The organism is Saccharopolyspora cebuensis, assembly GCF_039542665.1.
Taxonomy (GTDB): domain Bacteria; phylum Actinomycetota; class Actinomycetes; order Mycobacteriales; family Pseudonocardiaceae; genus Saccharopolyspora; species Saccharopolyspora cebuensis.
On sequence record NZ_BAABII010000010.1, the window covers coordinates 95696 to 113644 of the forward strand.

The window sequence follows — 17949 nt, forward strand, 5'->3', positions numbered from 1 at the left end:
CGTACTGGGTGATCGGTTCCAGCCGCACCACAACGAGACTCTGCTGCGGGGCTTGGCCCTAGCGCGGTCCGGGTCCAGCCGGATCGTGCTGGTGCACAGCGGTGCGGGCGGTGGCAGCCTGCTCAGGTGCGCGGTGGCTGAGGAACCCGGTCTCTCGGCTACGGTGATCGAGCTTTCCGGCGGGGCGACTCCGCAGGCCGTCGAAGCCGCAGTCGCTGTTGCCGGCCAGCAGAAGTCCGGCTGGCACGAGGTGGTCATCGATCGCGCCGGAGGCACCTGGCGATCCGGTTGGACCGAAGTGGACCTGAAGTCGGGCATGTCATCGCGTCCGTTGGGAACGGTGCTTGTCACCGGCGGGCTCGGCGGGTTGGGCATCCGGGTGGCCGGCATGCTGCGCGCACGACTCGGCGTCCGCGCCGTGCTGCTCGACGACATCGCTCGTGCCGAACTGGCGGCGGATTCGATCGCCATGCTGACGAGGTTGGCAGCAGCCGGCGATGTCGAGGTCCTCGACGCGGACCTGGCCGACCGCGCCGCAGTGCGTTCCGTGCTAGGAGGGCGGATCGTGAACGGGATCGTGCATTGCGCGGGCGAGTTTCGTGGTGGATTCGTCGCCGACGCCACGGTGTCGCGCCTCGCTGCCATGCAAGAGCCCAAGGTGGCGGGGATGCACCACGTGCTCGCGGCGGTGGACCGTCGTGCGGTGCGGAACCTGGTCACTTTCGGCTCGATCGCGGCGCGAGTCCCGCACCGCGGGATGGGGTCCTACGCGCTGGCCAACGAACTGCTGCGGCGGGCGACGGTGGCTGCTGCGGCGGATCTGCCGGAATGCTCTTGCCTCGCGTTCGAATGGTCGTTGTTCAGCGGAGCCGGTGTGGCGCACCGGACGGGCGCGGTGCGCCAGGCGAAGGCGATGGGGATGCCGCCGGTACCGCTGCGTTCGGGACTCGACGTGCTGCTGTGGTCGTTCGCCCGCTCCCACACGCCCGCTGACTCCCTCGCCGTGGTCGGCACCGGTGATCTTTCCTTCCCTGCGCGGTCTCGCAGGTGAGCGGAAATCGTCGCGAAAACCTGGCTACCGGACGCCGGCTCCGACCCTGGCACGAACGGTACTGGACCGTGAACGCCCAGCGGCCTACTGACTGCTGGGCGTCACGACCCATCCCGACGAGCTGTTGCCTGCCGATCAGCCATCGTCACCTCCGCTGAGCGACCAGCCGTGCGGGCCAATCGGCGGAGCTTGGGCCCCAGGTGGTCGCAACAGCATCTGAGCCCGCGCCGCTGCTGAGGTCCAGTAGCCGGTGAGGATCCTTCGTTCCACGACGGCGGCGGGAATCCCGACGCCTTCCCAACCGCTCTGGAAGACCTGGAGCAGGCTTTCGTGCAGTCCGACGGGCTCGATCCAGATCCGCCCGGCGAGTGGCGCGGGCCACCTCGGACGGCGCAGCTCGAACTCCAAATATGGCAGGTACGATGGGAACTCCTGGCCGCTGTCAACCAGCCTGGTGACTTTCAGGAGGGCGCAACCGCTGGCGTCGCCCATCACCACGGTCATCTCGTCATCCACCGCCAGCGAGCCGGCGCAAGGTTGCAGCCAGTGCCGAACCGCTCCGGGCGCGGTCAAGGCCTCCCACGCCTGAAACGGCGGTGCGGGTAGCGGCACCTGCAAATAGGGTCCCATCCGGCGCCACGGCCAGCGCCACGTAGTACCGGTGCGCAGGTGCGCGGCGAGTTGATCGAGGATGCCCGGCCATCCCATGCCGTTCCACGACCTCCAGTCGGACGGCGGGTTGACGGCTTCCTCCACCACCGTCACCGAGGTGCCTCCCTCGGACGCGGCAACGGTCCAGGTCACCGAGGTCACCGGGCCAATGCCCACCCACCGCCACAGGTAGCGCAACCGGCCTGGGTGATCGGCCGTCGGCGCGCTGTTCTGCTGGATGCGGCACCAGAAGAACTCGCCGTCCTCGAAGTCGAGCATCACCTCGCAGTCGGCCCGGGCCCAGTTTCCGCGGCACACGCCGAACCAGTGCGCAACCCGACCCGGGTCGGTCAGCGCTGCCCAGACCGCTTCCGGTGGCTGCGGGATGTCGACCGCGCTGACCAAGCGTTCCCACCGGTCTTGGGCGACCGGGACTGCGCGACCCTGCAGCGGCGGAAAGAGCCTGGCATCATCGGTCACCGGCCCTGCCATGCCGGTCGGGTCGCCGGACTGCGGCTGCTCGGTGCTCATATGCGTTCTCCTCGACACGTCGGCGACAACCAAGCAGGCGGCATCGGAAGCCGGTGGCGCGAACCACCGGCCTCCGTTGAGAGTCCGTTCAGGACAGTTGTTCCCGAGTCAGGTAGCCGCCCATCGTGAACCGGAGGCTGGTCACGTAGGCTACCGGCTCGTCATCGGGTCTCCGGATGTCGTGCAGCGGCAGCATCCGGTAAACCTGCCCCTTGCCGGGGGAACCGGCCGGTGGGATCTGCCGAACATCGTCGATGGTCAGGATGATGGGTTCCTTGTTGATCAGGTGGACGCCGAGCTTCGGCATGGCGAAGATCGCTCCGACGGCCATTCGGCACGCCTTCGCGGACGGTCCTTCGCCGGCGTACGGATCGAACGGGGTGCGGATCTGGCCGGCGGACAGGCAGTCCGGGTTCAGCGTCACCGTGATCTCGCCGAGTTCCGGCGAATTACCGGACATTCGCATTTCGATCAGGTTGGTGTAGACCTCGGCGTTGGCCCACTCGGTCGCGGTCGGTTCCGAACGCACCACGCGTACGTAGCCTTCGAACGGCACCGTGTACTCTCCGACGCCGGGCACCGCGAACGTATCGATCGAGCTGATGCCGAGGTTGTCGATGCCGGGCTGTGGCGCGGTCCAGGGCTGCACCTCGGTACCGGAGTAGAGGTTCGGCACACCATCGACGTTGACCGGGCGACCATAGACGACGGTCGGCTTCTGCATCGGTGTGGACATGGTTGATCGTCCCTTCGGCTTCAGGGCATCAAGGCCGTGTGGTCGCAACAGGTCAGGCCCGGCCGGTCGGCGATGCCATCCTGATCCATGTCGATCTCGCCATCTACCGTGGAATAGACGTCGCGCGAGTTGAGGTCGATCACGCCATCGCCGTCCCAATCGTTGAGCTTGCCCTTGAACGTGCCTAGAATGAAGGCGTTGGTCATGGGGCCGACTTCGGGATCGTGCAGTGTGGACAGAACGCCGTTCCCCGGGACGAGGACCTCTTCCAGCGCCCGGCCCGCGATCCGGGACAGGTCGACGTAGCCCCAGCCTTGGAACCGGCCGCGTACGTACCGGATGGCCGCTTCTTCCCGGATCTGGAACCGCGGCTCGAGGTGCCAGGTGCCGTAGCGGGCGAAGCCGATATCGGCCTGCCTGACGCCCTGGCTCGGATCATCGGCCTGCCCGGACTTGAAGAACGTCCGGGGCACCAACGACTCGAAGAAGAAGTTGCCCCGGTCGCGACGAGTGCGGTCGGTGAATCCGCGGAAGAGGTAGTTGTCGCAGTGCGGCGATCCGTCCGCGTGCAACCCGTCGATCGTCTTGGCGATCACCAGTTGCTTCTCGCGGGTGGCCACGTTCGGACAAGCGTGTGCTTGGCCGTAGACACGCGCTAGCCCCTGCGGTGCTAGCGAAATCTTCCCCCAGTGCGTGTTGGACGGGTCCAATCGCACGTAGAGGTCACAGTGAATCAGCAGGAAGATCGTCTCGTCGAAGGTTCGACCTGGCGTGTACAGCCCCGAACGCCCGTCGAAGGCCGGATCGCCGGTCTGGAGCTCGCTGATGAACAACCGCGCCCACTCGGCGATCTCCGGATCGGCGTCAGTGCGGAACTCGCTCAACGCGTTGATGGCCTTCGGTCCACCGAGCTTCTCGATCGCCCACAGCGAATCCCACCGCACCTGGCGGTCCCGGTCGGTGCGCACGGCCTCGGCGAGCAGCTCCACCGCGTCCTCGTGGTCCCGGTCGGCATACTCGAACAACGCCTGCTCGCGCATCGCCGGATCTGGGTGCTGGAACGCCTGCTCGCGCAGCTTGTCGTTGCTGCGACTGTCCAACCTGATTGCCACCTTGTCCAAGGCGTAACCGAAGTCGCTGGCCCAGGCGGCCGGGTCGCCGGCTACGAACCGTGGGTCGACGTTGCTCAGCGTGGTGCGGTACGCGAAATTCAGCGCATCCGTCTGCTCGGCCGCCAAGTCTTCCAGCGCCTTCGGTTCCGGAACGGCGTCGTCCCAGCTCCCCGGATGGCTCTCGGCGAGTGCCCCGGGAGATTTGTTGCACAAATCGATCGCCATTGCACTGGTTCCTCTCGGTGTCGAGCTGTACCAACCCTTCTGAAGGTATTGAGCGCCGCGTTCCCCAGGCTTCTCCGAACTTGCCGATCGGAGCTGTCCTTCAGCGAGTACGACTGCGGGCCGATTCGAGTGCGGCGATCCAGCTCGCGGCGAACCGGCGGCGCATGGACTGCGAACGTTGCTCCGACCAGCCCAACCTGTTCCAGCCTGTGTGGGAGAAGGAGAGCCGGCGGATTCCGTTTCCGAGATCGCGAACCTGGACGGTGCACGCCGGGTGGTGTCGCTCCGCTGAAAGGTCGATCGCGAAGCGAAGTTGCTGATCGGGTTCGAGCACCCAGTCCAGGATCGGGAACCGCCGCGGCCCTTCCCCATCGAGGACGAAGAACCAGCTCGGGGCGAAGCCGTCGCTGGCTATGGGCAGCCACTCGTACAGCTCGGGTTCGCGCAGCGGGTGGAAATCGTCTGCCGCCAGTTCCACCGACCCATCAATGTCGTCCCGCCACGCGTAGCGGGTTTTCTCGCCCGTACGCAGGTGCAGTTGCAGCCGGGTCAGGAAATCGGTCCAACCGCTGAGCATCTCGTCGGCCTCGGCCGACGACCGGCTGCTGTTGCAGTCGTGCACCTCGACGGTCACGCCTGAGTTGGTCCGCGTCAACTGCCAGGTGATCAAGTCCCGCCGCCCCACCCCGAGGAAACTCCACTCGAAGACCAGCTCCGGCGGCTCGACGCGGCGCGGCATGAGGTCGAAGAAGTCGCCATCGCCGAACTCGATCCGGTTCTGCTCGCCGACCCGCAACGGCCTGGCCAGATCACCGAACCATTGGGCGAACTCGGGTGGATCGCTGATCGCTGCCCAAGCCTCCGGCAGGGACGCGGCACAGTGTGCCTGCACACTGACGCGGCCCTGGCCGATCTTGCCGCGAGGCGCGACTTCGCGGTCATCGTTTCGCATCTTGGCCTCCATCGCCGGGTTGTCCGCCAGTGAGAAATCGTGGCTGCGAGCGGTGCGGCGATCAAGGCGCCAAACCCTGTCGTGGGTCCAGCGGAACGGAACGCCGCAATCGGGGAGAAGTGTGTCCGGCGGCGCCCACGCATCCTGGGCGGGTCTGGGATTCTCAACTGCGAAGGGGCGACTCGTGGCCGACGACTTCCTGGTTGACCAGGAACGTACCCGCCAGACGCGTGACCTGGCCATCGCATTCGTCGAGGCGACGAACAGCCGTGACCTGGACGCGATCCTCGACTTGCTGCATCCCGATGTCGTGCACCACGGTCGCCGGAACAAGTACTACCGGGACATGATCGCCCAGTCCTACCAGTGGATCTGGTGGTCGGCGTTCCCCGACCTGCACTGGCGGATCCTCGACGTCATCGCGCAGAACGACCGCGCGGTGACGTTCCTGGAGATGGAGGGCACCCAGGAAGGTGAGTACTGCGGTCACGCCGCCTCGGGCAACCACGCCAAGTGGCGCTCGATCGACATTTCGCGAGCCGAGGACGGCAAACTGATCGAGCACACCGGGCTGATCGACGAGGTCCACCTGCTTGTTCAGATCGGTGTGCTGCCCAAGGAGGTTCTGGAGATCCGGGCCGACGACGAGGTGACTCGACTGGGTTCGATGACCGCAGTGGACATCGGGACGCGGGACGTCACCGCGGCGACGCAGTTCTACGTCGATGCGCTGGGGTTCACGGCGGACGAGAACGGGGCGATGGAAAACCCACGTCCCCGCCTGACCCCGCCCGGCGGTGGCGCGCAGGTCCGCTTGGTCGAATCTGCCTCCTCGCCAGCCAGTGGAATGGAGCTCCGCACCACCAACCTGGTGCGCAGCCGCGCCATGCTCGAGGCCCGTGGCGTCGTCTTCGACGGCGAGTCGACATCGCTCGCTGAGGGCAGCGCAGCCGAGTTCCACGACCCGGACGGGAACCGATGGCGGTTGGTGCAGCGGGATTGACCGCAGCGGCTTGGAAGTCCGATCGAGGTCAGGAGACGTATGGAACTCGGCTTGTCCGGCCGCACAGTGCTCATCACCGGTGGGTCCAGCAGTCTGATCGGCTCGGAAACCGCACTCGCCTTCGCGCGGGAGGGTGCGAAAGTAGCGATCACCTACCACCGCAACGAGGAAGCTGCAGAAGAGGTGGCGAACCGGATCGTCGAGCGCGGCGGTGCGGCGCGCATCGTCCCGTTCGACCTCGGTGCACCGGATGCGGCCAGCGAGCTGGTCCGTTCGGTGGTCGACTGGTCCGGCGGGCTCGATGTGCTGGTGAACAATGCGATTCACTGGCCGGATTCCGGGCCCGGGCCGCTGGCGACACCGTTCGACCAGACCGTCGGATGGGAGGCCGAGTTCGACGCGAACCTCGCCGGAACCATGCGCGTCATCCAGGCGGCGCTTCCGCACCTCCGGGCCGCTGGCGCCGGTCGGGTGGTGACGGTGTCCAGTGTGGTGACCGAGCGGTGCCTGCCGCACTCGTCGGTCTACGTCGCTGCGAAGACCGGCTTGCACGGGTTGACCAAGAGCCTGGCCTGGGACGTGGGTCCGGACGGGGTGCTGGTCAACGTGGTGATGCCGGGTTGGGTCAACCCGCGCTTCATCCCCGACGAACTCGCGTTGCTGATCGACGAGCACGTCCGCGCGACACCGACCAAGCGACTCCCGACCGCGGTCGAGGTCGGCGACACCATCGTCTTCCTGTGCTCGTCGGCGAACGGCAGCATCACCGGTGAGATCGTCCGCGTCACCGGCGGGTACTGAGTCGGAACAGCGATTCGGAAATACCGGTGCCCAAAGGCGAACCGGATCAGCAACGTCGAAGGTGCCGGGCCTGTCGTGGCGCTCGTAGATTTTGAGCAAACCGTTACGTGTCCGCCGCCCGCAGGCCGAGGTGGCGACTTCAAACGAGGTGGTCTTGTGAGCACTCAGCGGGACGCGAACCTCAACGTCGTGCGACGTTGGGTCGACGAGGTCTTCAACCAGCACCAGCTCGAGTCCGTCGAGCACCTGAAGGTCCCCGACTACGTCGATTGGAACCCGTACCCGGGTCAGGACATCGCGTTGGCCGGATTCAAGGCCGTGCTCGCCTCGTGGACCAAGGCATTCCCCGACTTCCGGTACGACGTGGACGAAGAGCTCGCCGAAGGCGACATCGTCGTGTGCATCGGCAAGTGGTACGGAACGCACACCGAGCAGTACATGGGCATGCCGCCGACCGGGACGAAGCTGTCCGCCCGGCGCATAGACATCGTCCGGCTGGCCGGCGACAAGATGACCGAGCGCTGGGGCACCGGCAATGAGCTGCAGATGCTGAAGTTTCTCGGTGTGGCCAAGCCCGCGGTCGCCCTGGATCGGGCTGACGGCCCGGAGGGCGTGCTTCGGCGGTTCGTCACCGAGGTGCTGGAGAACAAGAACCTCGCCAGCATCGACGAACTCGTCGACCAGGACGCCCGCGGTACGGCGACGGAGATGATCACTTTCATCGCCCTCTCAGCGGTGCTCGATGGGATGACTGCGTCGATCGACCAGTTGTCGGTGGATGGAGACCGCGTCTCGTCGACGTTGTCGATCCGAGGGGCGTTCGCTCGCGAGTTCTGGGACACTGCGCCGGATGGCGAGCCGATCGAGGTCCAGGGCGCGCTGAGCGCCCGGCTGAACGGCGGCAAGATCGTCGACCTCGACCTCGACCTGCCGCTCGAACCGATCGCCGTCCGGCTCGGGCTTCCCGCGGACCTGCTCAGCTCTGCCACCACCACCGTGGCACCGACCGGTAGTCCTGGAGACGGGCGATTCGTGCTGCGCAGCTTCGTGCAAGACGTCCTCAACCAGCACCGGCTGCACAAGGTGTCCGGACTGGTGGTCGACCGCGCCCGCGACTACCTCCAGGAATCGCTGACCACCGCGGCGCTGTTCGCCGCGTTCCCGGACCACCAGTTCAACATCGAGCGTGTCGTCATCGACGGCCAGCGCGTGACGGTGCTTGCCACGTTCGCGGGCACCCACCGAGGAACCTTCCTCGGCATCGAGCCGAGCGGACGCGGGGTGACCACCCGCAGCATCTCCTTGTTCACCGTCGAGGACGGCAAGATCACCGACCTGATCTTCAACTTCGACCTGCACACGCTGCTGACCCAGCTCGGAGCGTTTCCGGACGCGGGCATGTTCGGCGCGACGGCCGGTTGAGCACCCGGGTTCCGGTTCGTTCGGGAGGTGACTGATGACTGCGACCCACCTACCGGCGAAGGCGTCGATCGCTGCGCGGACGCGGCAGTACATTCTGTTGGCCTCGCTCTTCGTGATTCCGCAGGATCGACGGGCCCGCGTGCTCCAGCACATGGACGGCCGGTACAACCTGTTCGGCGAGGAGGGGCTCAATCACAACATGGGCTACTGGGCGGGTGATCCGGACTCACTGGACGAGGCATCGGACGCGCTTGCCCGGTTGCTCGCCGACGTCGGCGGCCTGCGCGATGGGGCCAGGCTGCTCGACGTGGGTTGTGGTTTCGGTGACCAGGACATGCTGTGGGCGCAGGAGTACGACCTCGCCGAGCTGGTGGCTATCGACATCGTGGAGTTCAAGGTCGAACTGGCTCGGCAGCGGGCCCGCGCGGCTGGCCTGGACCGGGTGCGGTTCGACACCGGGACCGGCTGTCGGCTGCGGTACCCAGACTCCTCGTTCGACCACGTGTTCGCGATCGAATCCAGTTTCCACATTCGCACGAGGGCGGCCTTCTTCGCAGAGGCGTTCCGCGTGCTGCGTCCTGGCGGGCGGCTCGCACTCGCAGAACCGGCTCCGGCCCGGGGTGTCCGCCTCAGCCGGATGGCCGTGTTGATGCAGCAGACGGTTGTCGCGACGCCGCGCGAGAACATCTACGACGCCGATGGCTACCGGCGGGAGTTGCAGCGCGCCGGGTTCACCGGCATCGAGATCCGTTCGATCAAGGACCAGGCATTCACCCCGTTCATGCGGTACCTGCGTCGGCGTCTGACCGACCCGGTCGTGGTCGGCCGGGTCAACCCGATGGTCCGGGCGATGTGGAAGGGGTGGGCCGAGCAGGCCGACGGGCAGTCGGGGATGGCCGGAGAGCAAGACTACCTCCTGGTCACGGCCTCCCGGCCGGGCAGTTGAGGTGAACGCGATGCCAACGTCGCGCATCGATCTGGACGAACCGGTCCTGGACGTCGATGACATCCAGGGCAACATCCTCACGGCGTTCAACACGGCTTGCGAGCAGCACGTGTTCCTGCGGGTGGTCGACGCGGAACGCTTTCCGACATGGGTCGCGCGGGTCGCCGAAACCGTCACGACCATGCGGGCCACCTGGGAGCGCAGGCAGCGCAGGCAGCGGTGGGGTCCCCTGGTGGCGATCTGGTTCAGCTATTCCGGCCTGCTGAAGCTCACCGAGACCGCTCGTGAGATCCAGGACGTGCCGTTCAAAGAAGGGCTGCCCAGCCGCTCCCGGTTGCTCGGCGATCCGGTTTCCCCCGATTCACCCGGCGCATGTGCGAACTGGCGGGTCGGGGGGCCTGACCGGGTACCAGACGCGCTGCTGGTAGTTGCCAGCGAAGAACCGATCACCGACGGGCTCGCCACGGCCGGGTTGGCGGACCGCTGCGTTGAAGTGCTCCACGAGGAAGTGTGCGCACGGTTGCCGCACGGGAACGAGCACTTCGGGTTCCGGGAACCGGTCTCCCAACCAGGCGTCCGTGGTCGGGTGGAGCTCGGCGAATCGGCGTTCCTCACTCCATCGCTCGACCCGACCAGGCCGGCAGAGGGTGCTCCCGGGCAATCTTTGGTGTGGCCGGGCGAGTTCGTCTTCGGCTATCCCACGCAGGACAACCTGGATCGGATCCGGCCGGGTCCGCGGTCGCGCGCCGGTCCGGCGTGGGCCCGCAACGGGTCGCTCGTCGTGGTCCGGCGGATCAACCAGGATGTTGCGGCGTTCAACCGGTTCGCCGGGACCGTGTCCCGGCGGTTGGGGCAAATTCCCGAACTGGCCGGCACCACGGTGGAGCGAGTGCGTGCGCAGCTAGTCGGCCGGTGGCCATCCGGCGTTGCGGTGGTGCACGGGCACGAGCGCGATCCAGGAGCGGCGGGCGCGGACGTGAACGACTTCGGCTACGTGGGCAAGTGGGGCGCGGCGGGCGACGACGCGGCCGGCTTGGTGTGCCCGCAGGCCGCGCACATCCGAAAAGCTTTTCCCCGAGATCATGAGACGTCGATGGATACTGCGGAGAGCATGGAAACCCATCGCCTGCTGCGCCGCGGGATTCCCTTCGGGGCCGTGGATACGGATGGAGAGCGGGGCTTGATGTTCGTCGCGTTCCAGACGTCCCTGGAGCGCCAGTTCGAGTTCGTCCAGCGGTCCTGGCTCAACAACCCACGTCTGCGCACAGCATGTGACGGACACGATCCGCTGGTAGGGCAGTGCAACCGCGGCATGACCGGTCCGCAGGAACGGTACTTCGCTTTCCGCTATCGCCGAGCGGACGGCGTGGTCCGGACGGAACAGGTCGTCATGCGGGAGGAGTGGACCACGCCGACGGGCGGCGGCTACTTCTTCGCCCCATCCCTGTCCGCGCTCCGCGGAATCCTCAGCGGCAGGGCCTGAAACACCGGAAGCAAGTAAGAGCGCAAGCTGTGAGAAGAGCTTGGCGCCGCCAACCGGAACAATGGCAAGGTCGACTCGACGGAGGCTGACGTGACCGAGTACTTGCGGGCGCACCACGAGCTCACCGAGGTGAGCCGTCGGTTGCCGCAGCGGTTCGCTGACGCGTGCAATCGCCGTGATCTCGATACCATTCGAACCCTCATCCACCCGGATGCCGTGCACCACTCGCGATTGTCCGACTACCCGATGGCCGGTATCGAGTTCGCGTTCCGCGCCACCTGGTCCGCGTTCCCGGATCTGACCTGGACCGTTGAGCGGATCATCGCCGATGGTGCATGGGTCACTGCGCTGATGCGACTCAACGGTACTCACGAAGGAGAATACCTCGGGCAGGCAGGAACCGGCAGGAAGGTCTCCTGGTATTCGGTGGACGTAGCGCGCGTGCATGAGGGCCGGTACATCGAGCACCGGGGGATCTTTGATGAACTGTACTTGCTCGCGCAGACAGGTGTCGTGCCCGAATCCTACCTACTGCAGATGTCGTAGCAGGTCCACCGAAATCGGAGGTGTTGCACCATGGCAAAGACGCAGGTGACTGCCGGAAGTCCACCGGAGACCGCGGACCGCGCGGCGCCCGCGAACGCCTTCTACGTCGCGATCAACCGCGGTGACCTCGATGCCGCCATTGATCTCATGGCGCCGGAAGCTGTGCATCGCACCGCGATCTCCGACTACCGCGCGCCGGGAGTGCGGGTCCTGTTCAGCACCCTGCGCGAGGTGCTGCCGGATCTCGAAATCCAGGTTGTCGACCAGCGGTCGAATGGCAACCGGATCATCTCGACCGTCGTGTTCACCGGTACCCACGAGGGCAGCTACCTCGGCAAACCGGCTACCGGGCGACCGGTCGCGTGGCGCTCCACCGACATCATCGAGATCGATCCGTACGGGAGGATCGGCGAGCGGGATTGGGACGTGTTCGGCGATCCGTCGCTGTGGAAGCAGCTCGGCTTCATCCCCGCTATCATGTGTTGATCGGAGCCAGATGTGGACGACATGACCACGAAAGATCCGATTTTGTGCGACAAGATCCTCGTCGGCATCTCGGGTTCGCCCGCGTGTTTGTCCATGCCGCAGTACATCCTGTTGATGCGCCGGTCGCTGGCCCGGCGCATCGACGTGATCATGACCCGGACGGCGACCAGGTTCTTGCCGGGCTACGCGGTGGAGTTGCATGCCGGCCGCCAGGTGCACACCGACCTGCACGAGATAGTCGACGACGTCCGGGTGCCGCACCTCGATCTTGCAGCGGACGCGGATATGTTCCTGGTCATGCCCGCAACGGCGAACGTGCTGGGAAAGGCCGCCGCCGGGATAGGTGACGACCTGCTGTCCACCGCGATCTTGGGCTGTGCAGCGCCGGTGGTGTTCGTGCCCGCCATGAACGCGGCGATGTGGGAGAACCCGGTGGTCCAGCGGAACGTCGACGCCTTGCGGGAGGTCGGACACTGCGTGGTGAACCCGGGAATAGGTGTGCAGCTTGCCGATCGGGCCGAAGGTCGCGGTGCGATGCCTCCGTTGGAGATGATCCTTGACGAGTTGATGGGAGTTCTGAAAGCTCGACGGGAACCATCCGGCCTCGACGAGGACTAATCACATCAACAAGGAGCAGAGTGGTCGACCAGCTTGCCACGAACCCGCGCACGACATCGCTGCCCACAGCGGTGACGGTCACCGGGGCGAGGGAGAACAACCTGCGGAACGAGCAGGTGGAGCTGCCGCACTACAGCCTGGTGGTGTTCACCGGCGTTTCGGGGTCGGGCAAGTCCTCCCTGGCCTTCGAGACCATCTACGCGGAGGCGCAACGTCGTCAGTTGCAGTCGATGTCGTCCTTCGCGCGGCAGTTGATGGGTGAGTTGGAGAAGCCCGATGTCGATCAGATCGACGGGTTGAGCCCTGCGGTGGCGCTGGACCAGTCGACCACATCGCGGAATCCGCGGTCGACCGTCGGCACCACGACCGAAGTGTACGACCTGCTGCGGGTCGTCTTCGCCGGAGCGGGCGTGCCGCACTGCCTCGTCTGCGATGTGCCGCTGGATGCGGGTGCCACAGCGTGCCAGTCCGGCCACCGGGGTGCGGTACCGGAGATGCATGCGCGCGCCTTCTCCTTCAATCAACCGATCGGCGCCTGCCCTGACTGCGAGGGCCTCGGCGAAAAGCTGGACGCGGCTGCGGAGCTGGTGATCCCGGACCAGCGGTTGTCCGTCGCGACCGGCGCGATCTCCCCGTGGCGGGGGGCGATCACCGAAGCAGAACGCTTGCTCACGGTCGCCGTCCTCGAGGCGCACGGCGAATCCGCCGAGACTCCGTGGCGTGACCTTCCGGCGGAGGTGCGCGACCTGCTGCTCCACGTCGAAGCGTTGGAAGTGACGGTCAGGCAGCGAGGCCGGGACAAGGCCCGGTTGGCCGAGTACACGGGTGTGCTGCCGTGGGTTCGGCGCCGCTACCGCGACGCGCCGAGTTCTCAGGTAAGAAACTTCATGCTCGCCTCGGCATGCCCGACTTGCCGGGGCGGACGGCTCCGTCCGGAGCAGCTCGCGGTGCGAGTCGGCGGGCGCAGCATCGCCGAGCTGACCGAGCTCCCGGTGGATGACCTGCTGTCGTTGTTCGACGAGTGGGAGAAGGCCGGGCTGGCCGGTGTTGCCGATCAGGCGGTGGGCGAGATCTGTGCTCGACTGCGACATCTCGTGCAGGTGGGCCTCGGGTACCTCAGCCTGGATCGTTCGGCGCCGACGCTGTCCGGCGGCGAATCGCAGCGGATCAGGCTCGCCACCCAGCTGGGCACGCAGTTGTTCGGTCTCCTCTACGTGCTCGACGAGCCGACCATGGGACTGCACCCCAGCGACGTCGAGAGCCTGGTGGCCAGCCTGCAGGCGCTGCGCGATCAAGGGAACACGGTGCTCGTCGTCGAGCACAACCGCACCGTCATCGAGAAGGCGGACTGGGTCGTCGAACTCGGCCCCGGTGCGGGCTCGGACGGCGGGCGGATCATCTTCAGCGGAACCGTGGACGACCTGGTCAAGTCGGAGTCCTCGCCGACAGGCGATTTCCTGGCTGGGCGTCGGCGAGTGGGTGATGGCCCGCCAGCCGACCGCGTTGGCTCCGGCGTTCCCGGCCACCTCGTGCTCCGGGGCGCACGGGCGCACAACCTCAAGGAAGTCGATGTGCGGTTGCCGCTTGACCGGTTCGTGGTGGTCACGGGCGTTTCCGGTTCAGGCAAGTCGACACTGATCGACCACACGCTCTACCGCGCGGTCGCCCAGGCCCTCGGCATGTCCGAAGAACCCCCGGCGGAACACGATTCGCTCGTGGGAGCCGAACACCTGACCCGGGTGCTCAGGGTCGATCAATCGCCGATCGGCCGTACGCCGCGATCCAATCCAGCGACCTACGTCGGCGCCTTCGACGCGATCCGCAAGGTGTTCGCTCAGACGGATCTCGCCAAGCGGCGCGGGTACAAGTCGAGTCGGTTCTCCTTCAACTCCTCCGGTGGTCGTTGCGAATCGTGTTCCGGTGACGGCGCGGTACGCGTCGAAATGCACTTCCTGCCGGACGTGTTCTCGACCTGCGACCAGTGCGAAGGTCGCCGGTACAAGCAGGAAACCCTGGATGTCGAGTATCTCGGTCGGACGATCTCGGACGTGTTGACCATGTCCATAGGTGACGCGCACGAGTTCTTCGCCGGTAACCGTGCGATAGCCAGGTCCCTGGGCGCGCTGGTCGACGTCGGCCTCGGGTACCTACAGCTCGGGCAGCCCGCCAATACCCTGTCCGGTGGGGAAGCGCAGCGGGTCAAGCTCGCGAACGAGCTGCAGCGCACACCGTCCGGGAGGACCCTCTACATCCTCGACGAGCCGACAGCGGGCCTGCACCCCGCGGACACCGCGGTCCTGTCGCGGGTCCTGCACGAGCTCGTCGACCATGGGCATACTGTGGTCGTGGTCACCCACGATCTCGACGTGGTCGGGACTGCCGACTGGGTGGTCGATCTGGGTCCCGGCGGTGGTGACAGCGGAGGCCGGGTGGTCGTGGCCGGCGCGGTCGACGAGGTCGCACGTGCGGACACGCCCACGGGTTTCCACCTTCGGAAGATGTTGTTCACGGATTGAGGAGGAGTGCAAATGGCCGACGCGACCAGCGCCAAGAGTGCAGCGGCGAAAATGCACATCAAGTCGGGTTTCACGATCTGGGCGATCAACGCGCCGGACGGCTACGCCGAAATTCTTGGTGGACTTCCCGCGATGGCCACGGTCACGGCCTCCGATGACGGGGACGTCGACTTCGTGCACCTGTTCGTGCGGAGCCGCGACGAGCTGCTGCAGGAACTGCCCAAGGTCATCGAATCCGCCCCGGACAAGGCGCCGGTGTGGGTTTCCTTCCCGAAGCCGAAGAAGAAGGAGACACCCGACATCAGCCGGGACATCCTGATGCGCGAGGTGCTGACTTTCGGTTGGCGGTCGGTCGCGGGGATCTCCATCGACGACGAGTGGTCCGCCTGCCGGGTGCGACCTCAGTAGGTGCGCGGTTCGCCGGTCGCCCGCCGGCGGTCGAGCAATTTCGGAGAAGCGGCGCCCGCCCTTCGTCGCTAGTTTCACGGTCAGTTCGTCCGAAAGGAGCAACTTGTCATGGCGACCGGGATCGAGGTCGAAGGGCTGGCCAAACGCCTGGGCAAGAAGGAGGCGTTGCGTGGGCTCACCTTCGAGGCTGCGACGGGGAAGGTGGTTTCACTCCTCGGGCCCAATGGAGCGGGCAAGACGACCACCGTGCGCATCCTGAGCACCTTGATCCAACCCGATTCGGGGAATGCGCGTATCTGCGGCCAGGACGTGGTGCAGCATGCCAAGGCCGTTCGCGCACTGATCGGTCTCACCGGCCAGTACGCCGCCGTGGACGAGATCATGTCGGGCGCGGAGAACCTGGAGATGATCGGGCGGCTGTACCGCCTGTCGAAGTCCGCGGCGCGGGGACGCGCGCGGGAATTGCTCGACCGCCTCGACCTCGCGAAGGTCGCGGACGATCAGGTGCGCACCTACTCGGGCGGGATGCGGCGGCGGTTGGACCTCGCAGCTAGCCTGGTACTGCGCCCACGCGTTCTGTTCCTGGACGAACCCACCACGGGTCTGGACGTCCGGTCACGGCTCGACCTGTGGGCGGAGATCGAATCCCTGGTCGCCGACGGCACGACCGTGCTCCTGACCACCCAGTACCTCGAAGAAGCGGATCGCCTCGCCGACGAAGTGGTGGTGGTGGAGTCGGGACAGGTGATCGAGCAGGGGACCCCGGCCCAACTCAAACGCCGGGTCGGCGGCAAGCGCCTCGAAGTGGCGCTGGCCGATCCGGCTGATCTAGCAACCGCCCTCGAGATCAGCCGCCCAGTCGCCGAAGGCGAGCCGAGCAGCGACCCGAAAACCGGCCACTACGTCGTCGCGTTGCGCGGCGACGACATCGACGCGGTCCCGCGGCTCCTCCGTGATCTCGAGAGCGCTCGGATCGGTGTCATCGACATCGGCTTGCGCGAACCGACGTTGGATGACGTGTTCCTCGCCATGACCGGCAGAGCTCCGGGCGACGGTGAGCAAACCCCGTCGGACGCAGCCGAAACTTCCGGGACGGGGGCCTGATCATGTCTGACCCGACGCCGAGCAGCATCCCCGTCGCGCCCACCCCGACCGGCGTTGGTTGGTGGTTCAGCGATGTCCACCAGATGGCGCTGCGCAACGTGCGGCACATCGTGCGCTACCGCGACCAGCTCGGTCAGGCACTCGCACAGCCGGTGATGTTCTACATCCTGTTCACCTACGTCTTCGGCGGTGCGATCTCCGTACCGGGTGGGGACTACCAGCAGTTCGTCATTCCGGGCGTGCTGGCCCAGATCGTCGTGTTCGGGTCGGTGCTGTCCATGTGCGTCGGGATTGCGGCTGATCTGCGCAATGGCGTGATGGACCGCTTCAAATCGTTGCCCATGACGCGTTCTTCGGTGTTGGCCGGCCGTGCTGTGTCGGAGATCTTGCGCAACGTGATCGCTATCGCCGTCATCCTGGTGCTGAGCCACCTGCTCGGATACCGATTCGGTGGCGGGCCGGTGCAGGTTCTGGTCGGCCTGGGTTTGCTGCTGCTGCTGGGTTTCGCGCTCTCCTGGATCCTCGCGTTCGTCGGCCTGATCGTGCAGAGCGTGGAAACGGCCCAGTTCCTCGGCATGATGGGTTTGTTCCCACTGGCTTTCCTCAGCTCTGCGTTCGTGCCCGCCGAATCGATGCCGGGATGGCTCGCGGTCTGGTCGGAGAACCAGCCGGTGACAGTCGTGATCGATGCGGTGCGCGGTCTGCTGAACGGTGACGTCGGCGTTGATGTGGCGCTGCACCCAGTGCTCTGGTGCCTTGGCATCCTTGCAGTGTTCGTACCGCTGTCCGTCTCCACATTCGGCCGGGTGACGCGATCGTGAAGTCCGCTTCCCGTCGTCGGTCCTGGTTCCGAGCACCTGGTGCAGAGAGGTACGCCGGCGGGCAACCCGGGCTGGGACACCGCAATCTCGCAGAAGCCGCCGAATCTGTCCGGAGGTAGTGTCGGCCGCGAATCGCGTTGTCGAACAGTGTGAGGGCGGTGTCCAGTGGGAAGGCTGGTTCATTTCGAAGTGACATCCGATGATCCGCGGTCCACCGCTGCCTTCTTCGAGGTGGCGTTTGGTTGGGCGGCGGAGGACTCGCCCTTCTGCGACGACTACTTCACGCTGTCCGCTGCGGACGGGTCGATGGTGGGTGCTGCGATGAGCACTGAGTACCAGAACCAGCGCGTCATCGCATGGCTGAGCGTCGACGATCTGGAGAAGGTGATGGATTCGGTCGTCGCGGCGGGTGGGAAGGCCGGTGGCCCGATCAATGAAATACCTGGTCGAGGCCGCGTGACCTACGTAGCCGACCCTCAGGGCACTGTGTTCGGCCTACTGGAAGTGCGTTGATCGAGCCTGATGCGCCCCGAAGAC

General features: G+C 66.2%; 18 protein-coding genes. 14 read left to right on the top strand and 4 right to left on the bottom strand.

From position 1 onward, the window contains the following. Positions 1–133 precede the first annotated feature (133 nt). A complete protein-coding gene (locus tag ABD976_RS14965; protein ID WP_345363422.1) occupies positions 134–1051 on the top strand; it encodes a KR domain-containing protein in 918 nt (305 codons plus the stop codon). 135 nt (positions 1052–1186) lie between these two features. Here the strand turns inward: ABD976_RS14965 and ABD976_RS14970 are convergent, their stop codons facing one another. From ABD976_RS14970 to ABD976_RS14985, 4 genes are all read right to left on the bottom strand, one after another. After that, a complete protein-coding gene (locus tag ABD976_RS14970) occupies positions 1187–2233 on the bottom strand; it encodes an SRPBCC family protein (RefSeq protein ID WP_345363424.1) in 1047 nt (348 codons plus the stop codon). An 88-nt stretch (positions 2234–2321) separates the two neighbouring features. After that, positions 2322–2969, bottom strand: a complete 648-nt coding sequence (locus ABD976_RS14975; RefSeq protein ID WP_345363426.1) for a DUF6073 family protein — start codon at positions 2967–2969, stop codon at positions 2322–2324. A gap of 20 nt (positions 2970–2989) precedes the next feature. Continuing rightward, complete coding sequence (locus ABD976_RS14980; RefSeq protein WP_345363429.1) at positions 2990–4306, bottom strand: HEAT repeat domain-containing protein; 1317 nt, start codon at positions 4304–4306, stop codon at positions 2990–2992. Positions 4307–4406: 100 nt separating this feature from the next. After that, the gene (locus ABD976_RS14985) at positions 4407–5270 is read right to left on the bottom strand and encodes an SRPBCC family protein (protein WP_345363431.1); all 864 of its coding nucleotides are present in this window, start codon (positions 5268–5270) and stop codon (positions 4407–4409) included. Positions 5271–5442: 172 nt separating this feature from the next. Between ABD976_RS14985 and ABD976_RS14990 the strand changes: the two genes are divergently transcribed. The 13 genes from ABD976_RS14990 to ABD976_RS15050 all read left to right on the top strand — a co-directional run bounded on the left by ABD976_RS14990 (position 5443) and on the right by ABD976_RS15050 (position 17925). Then, entirely contained in the window at positions 5443–6261 is an 819-nt protein-coding gene (locus ABD976_RS14990) for an ester cyclase (RefSeq protein ID WP_345363433.1), read from the top strand. A gap of 51 nt (positions 6262–6312) precedes the next feature. Further along, a complete protein-coding gene (locus ABD976_RS14995; protein WP_345363435.1) occupies positions 6313–7062 on the top strand; it encodes an SDR family NAD(P)-dependent oxidoreductase in 750 nt (249 codons plus the stop codon). A gap of 75 nt (positions 7063–7137) precedes the next feature. Beyond that, positions 7138–8484: an ester cyclase gene (locus ABD976_RS15000; protein WP_345363437.1), complete on the top strand. Its 1347-nt coding sequence runs from the start codon at positions 7138–7140 to the stop codon at positions 8482–8484. Between the two features lie 34 nt (positions 8485–8518). Further along, positions 8519–9430 (top strand): SAM-dependent methyltransferase, encoded by a 912-nt coding sequence (locus tag ABD976_RS15005; protein ID WP_345363439.1) that lies wholly within the window; start codon positions 8519–8521, stop codon positions 9428–9430. A 10-nt stretch (positions 9431–9440) separates the two neighbouring features. Next, positions 9441–10913: a Dyp-type peroxidase gene (locus ABD976_RS15010; RefSeq protein ID WP_345363441.1), complete on the top strand. Its 1473-nt coding sequence runs from the start codon at positions 9441–9443 to the stop codon at positions 10911–10913. 90 nt (positions 10914–11003) lie between these two features. Then, positions 11004–11459 carry an ester cyclase gene (locus ABD976_RS15015; RefSeq protein WP_345363443.1) on the top strand — a complete coding sequence of 152 codons (456 nt, stop codon included), beginning with the start codon at positions 11004–11006 and terminating at the stop codon, positions 11457–11459. A gap of 30 nt (positions 11460–11489) precedes the next feature. Beyond that, the gene (locus ABD976_RS15020) at positions 11490–11945 is read left to right on the top strand and encodes an ester cyclase (RefSeq protein ID WP_345363445.1); all 456 of its coding nucleotides are present in this window, start codon (positions 11490–11492) and stop codon (positions 11943–11945) included. Between the two features lie 21 nt (positions 11946–11966). After that, positions 11967–12563 (top strand): flavoprotein, encoded by a 597-nt coding sequence (locus ABD976_RS15025; RefSeq protein ID WP_345364261.1) that lies wholly within the window; start codon positions 11967–11969, stop codon positions 12561–12563. A gap of 20 nt (positions 12564–12583) precedes the next feature. Further along, the gene (uvrA, locus tag ABD976_RS15030; protein ID WP_345363448.1) at positions 12584–15079 is read left to right on the top strand and encodes an excinuclease ABC subunit UvrA; all 2496 of its coding nucleotides are present in this window, start codon (positions 12584–12586) and stop codon (positions 15077–15079) included. A gap of 12 nt (positions 15080–15091) precedes the next feature. Continuing rightward, positions 15092–15487, top strand: a complete 396-nt coding sequence (locus ABD976_RS15035) for a hypothetical protein (protein WP_345363450.1) — start codon at positions 15092–15094, stop codon at positions 15485–15487. Between the two features lie 108 nt (positions 15488–15595). Further along, entirely contained in the window at positions 15596–16591 is a 996-nt protein-coding gene (locus ABD976_RS15040) for an ATP-binding cassette domain-containing protein (protein WP_345363452.1), read from the top strand. Positions 16592–16593: 2 nt separating this feature from the next. Next, the gene (locus ABD976_RS15045; RefSeq protein ID WP_345363454.1) at positions 16594–17412 is read left to right on the top strand and encodes an ABC transporter permease; all 819 of its coding nucleotides are present in this window, start codon (positions 16594–16596) and stop codon (positions 17410–17412) included. 165 nt (positions 17413–17577) lie between these two features. Then, positions 17578–17925 carry a VOC family protein gene (locus tag ABD976_RS15050; protein WP_345363456.1) on the top strand — a complete coding sequence of 116 codons (348 nt, stop codon included), beginning with the start codon at positions 17578–17580 and terminating at the stop codon, positions 17923–17925. Positions 17926–17949 lie beyond the last annotated feature (24 nt).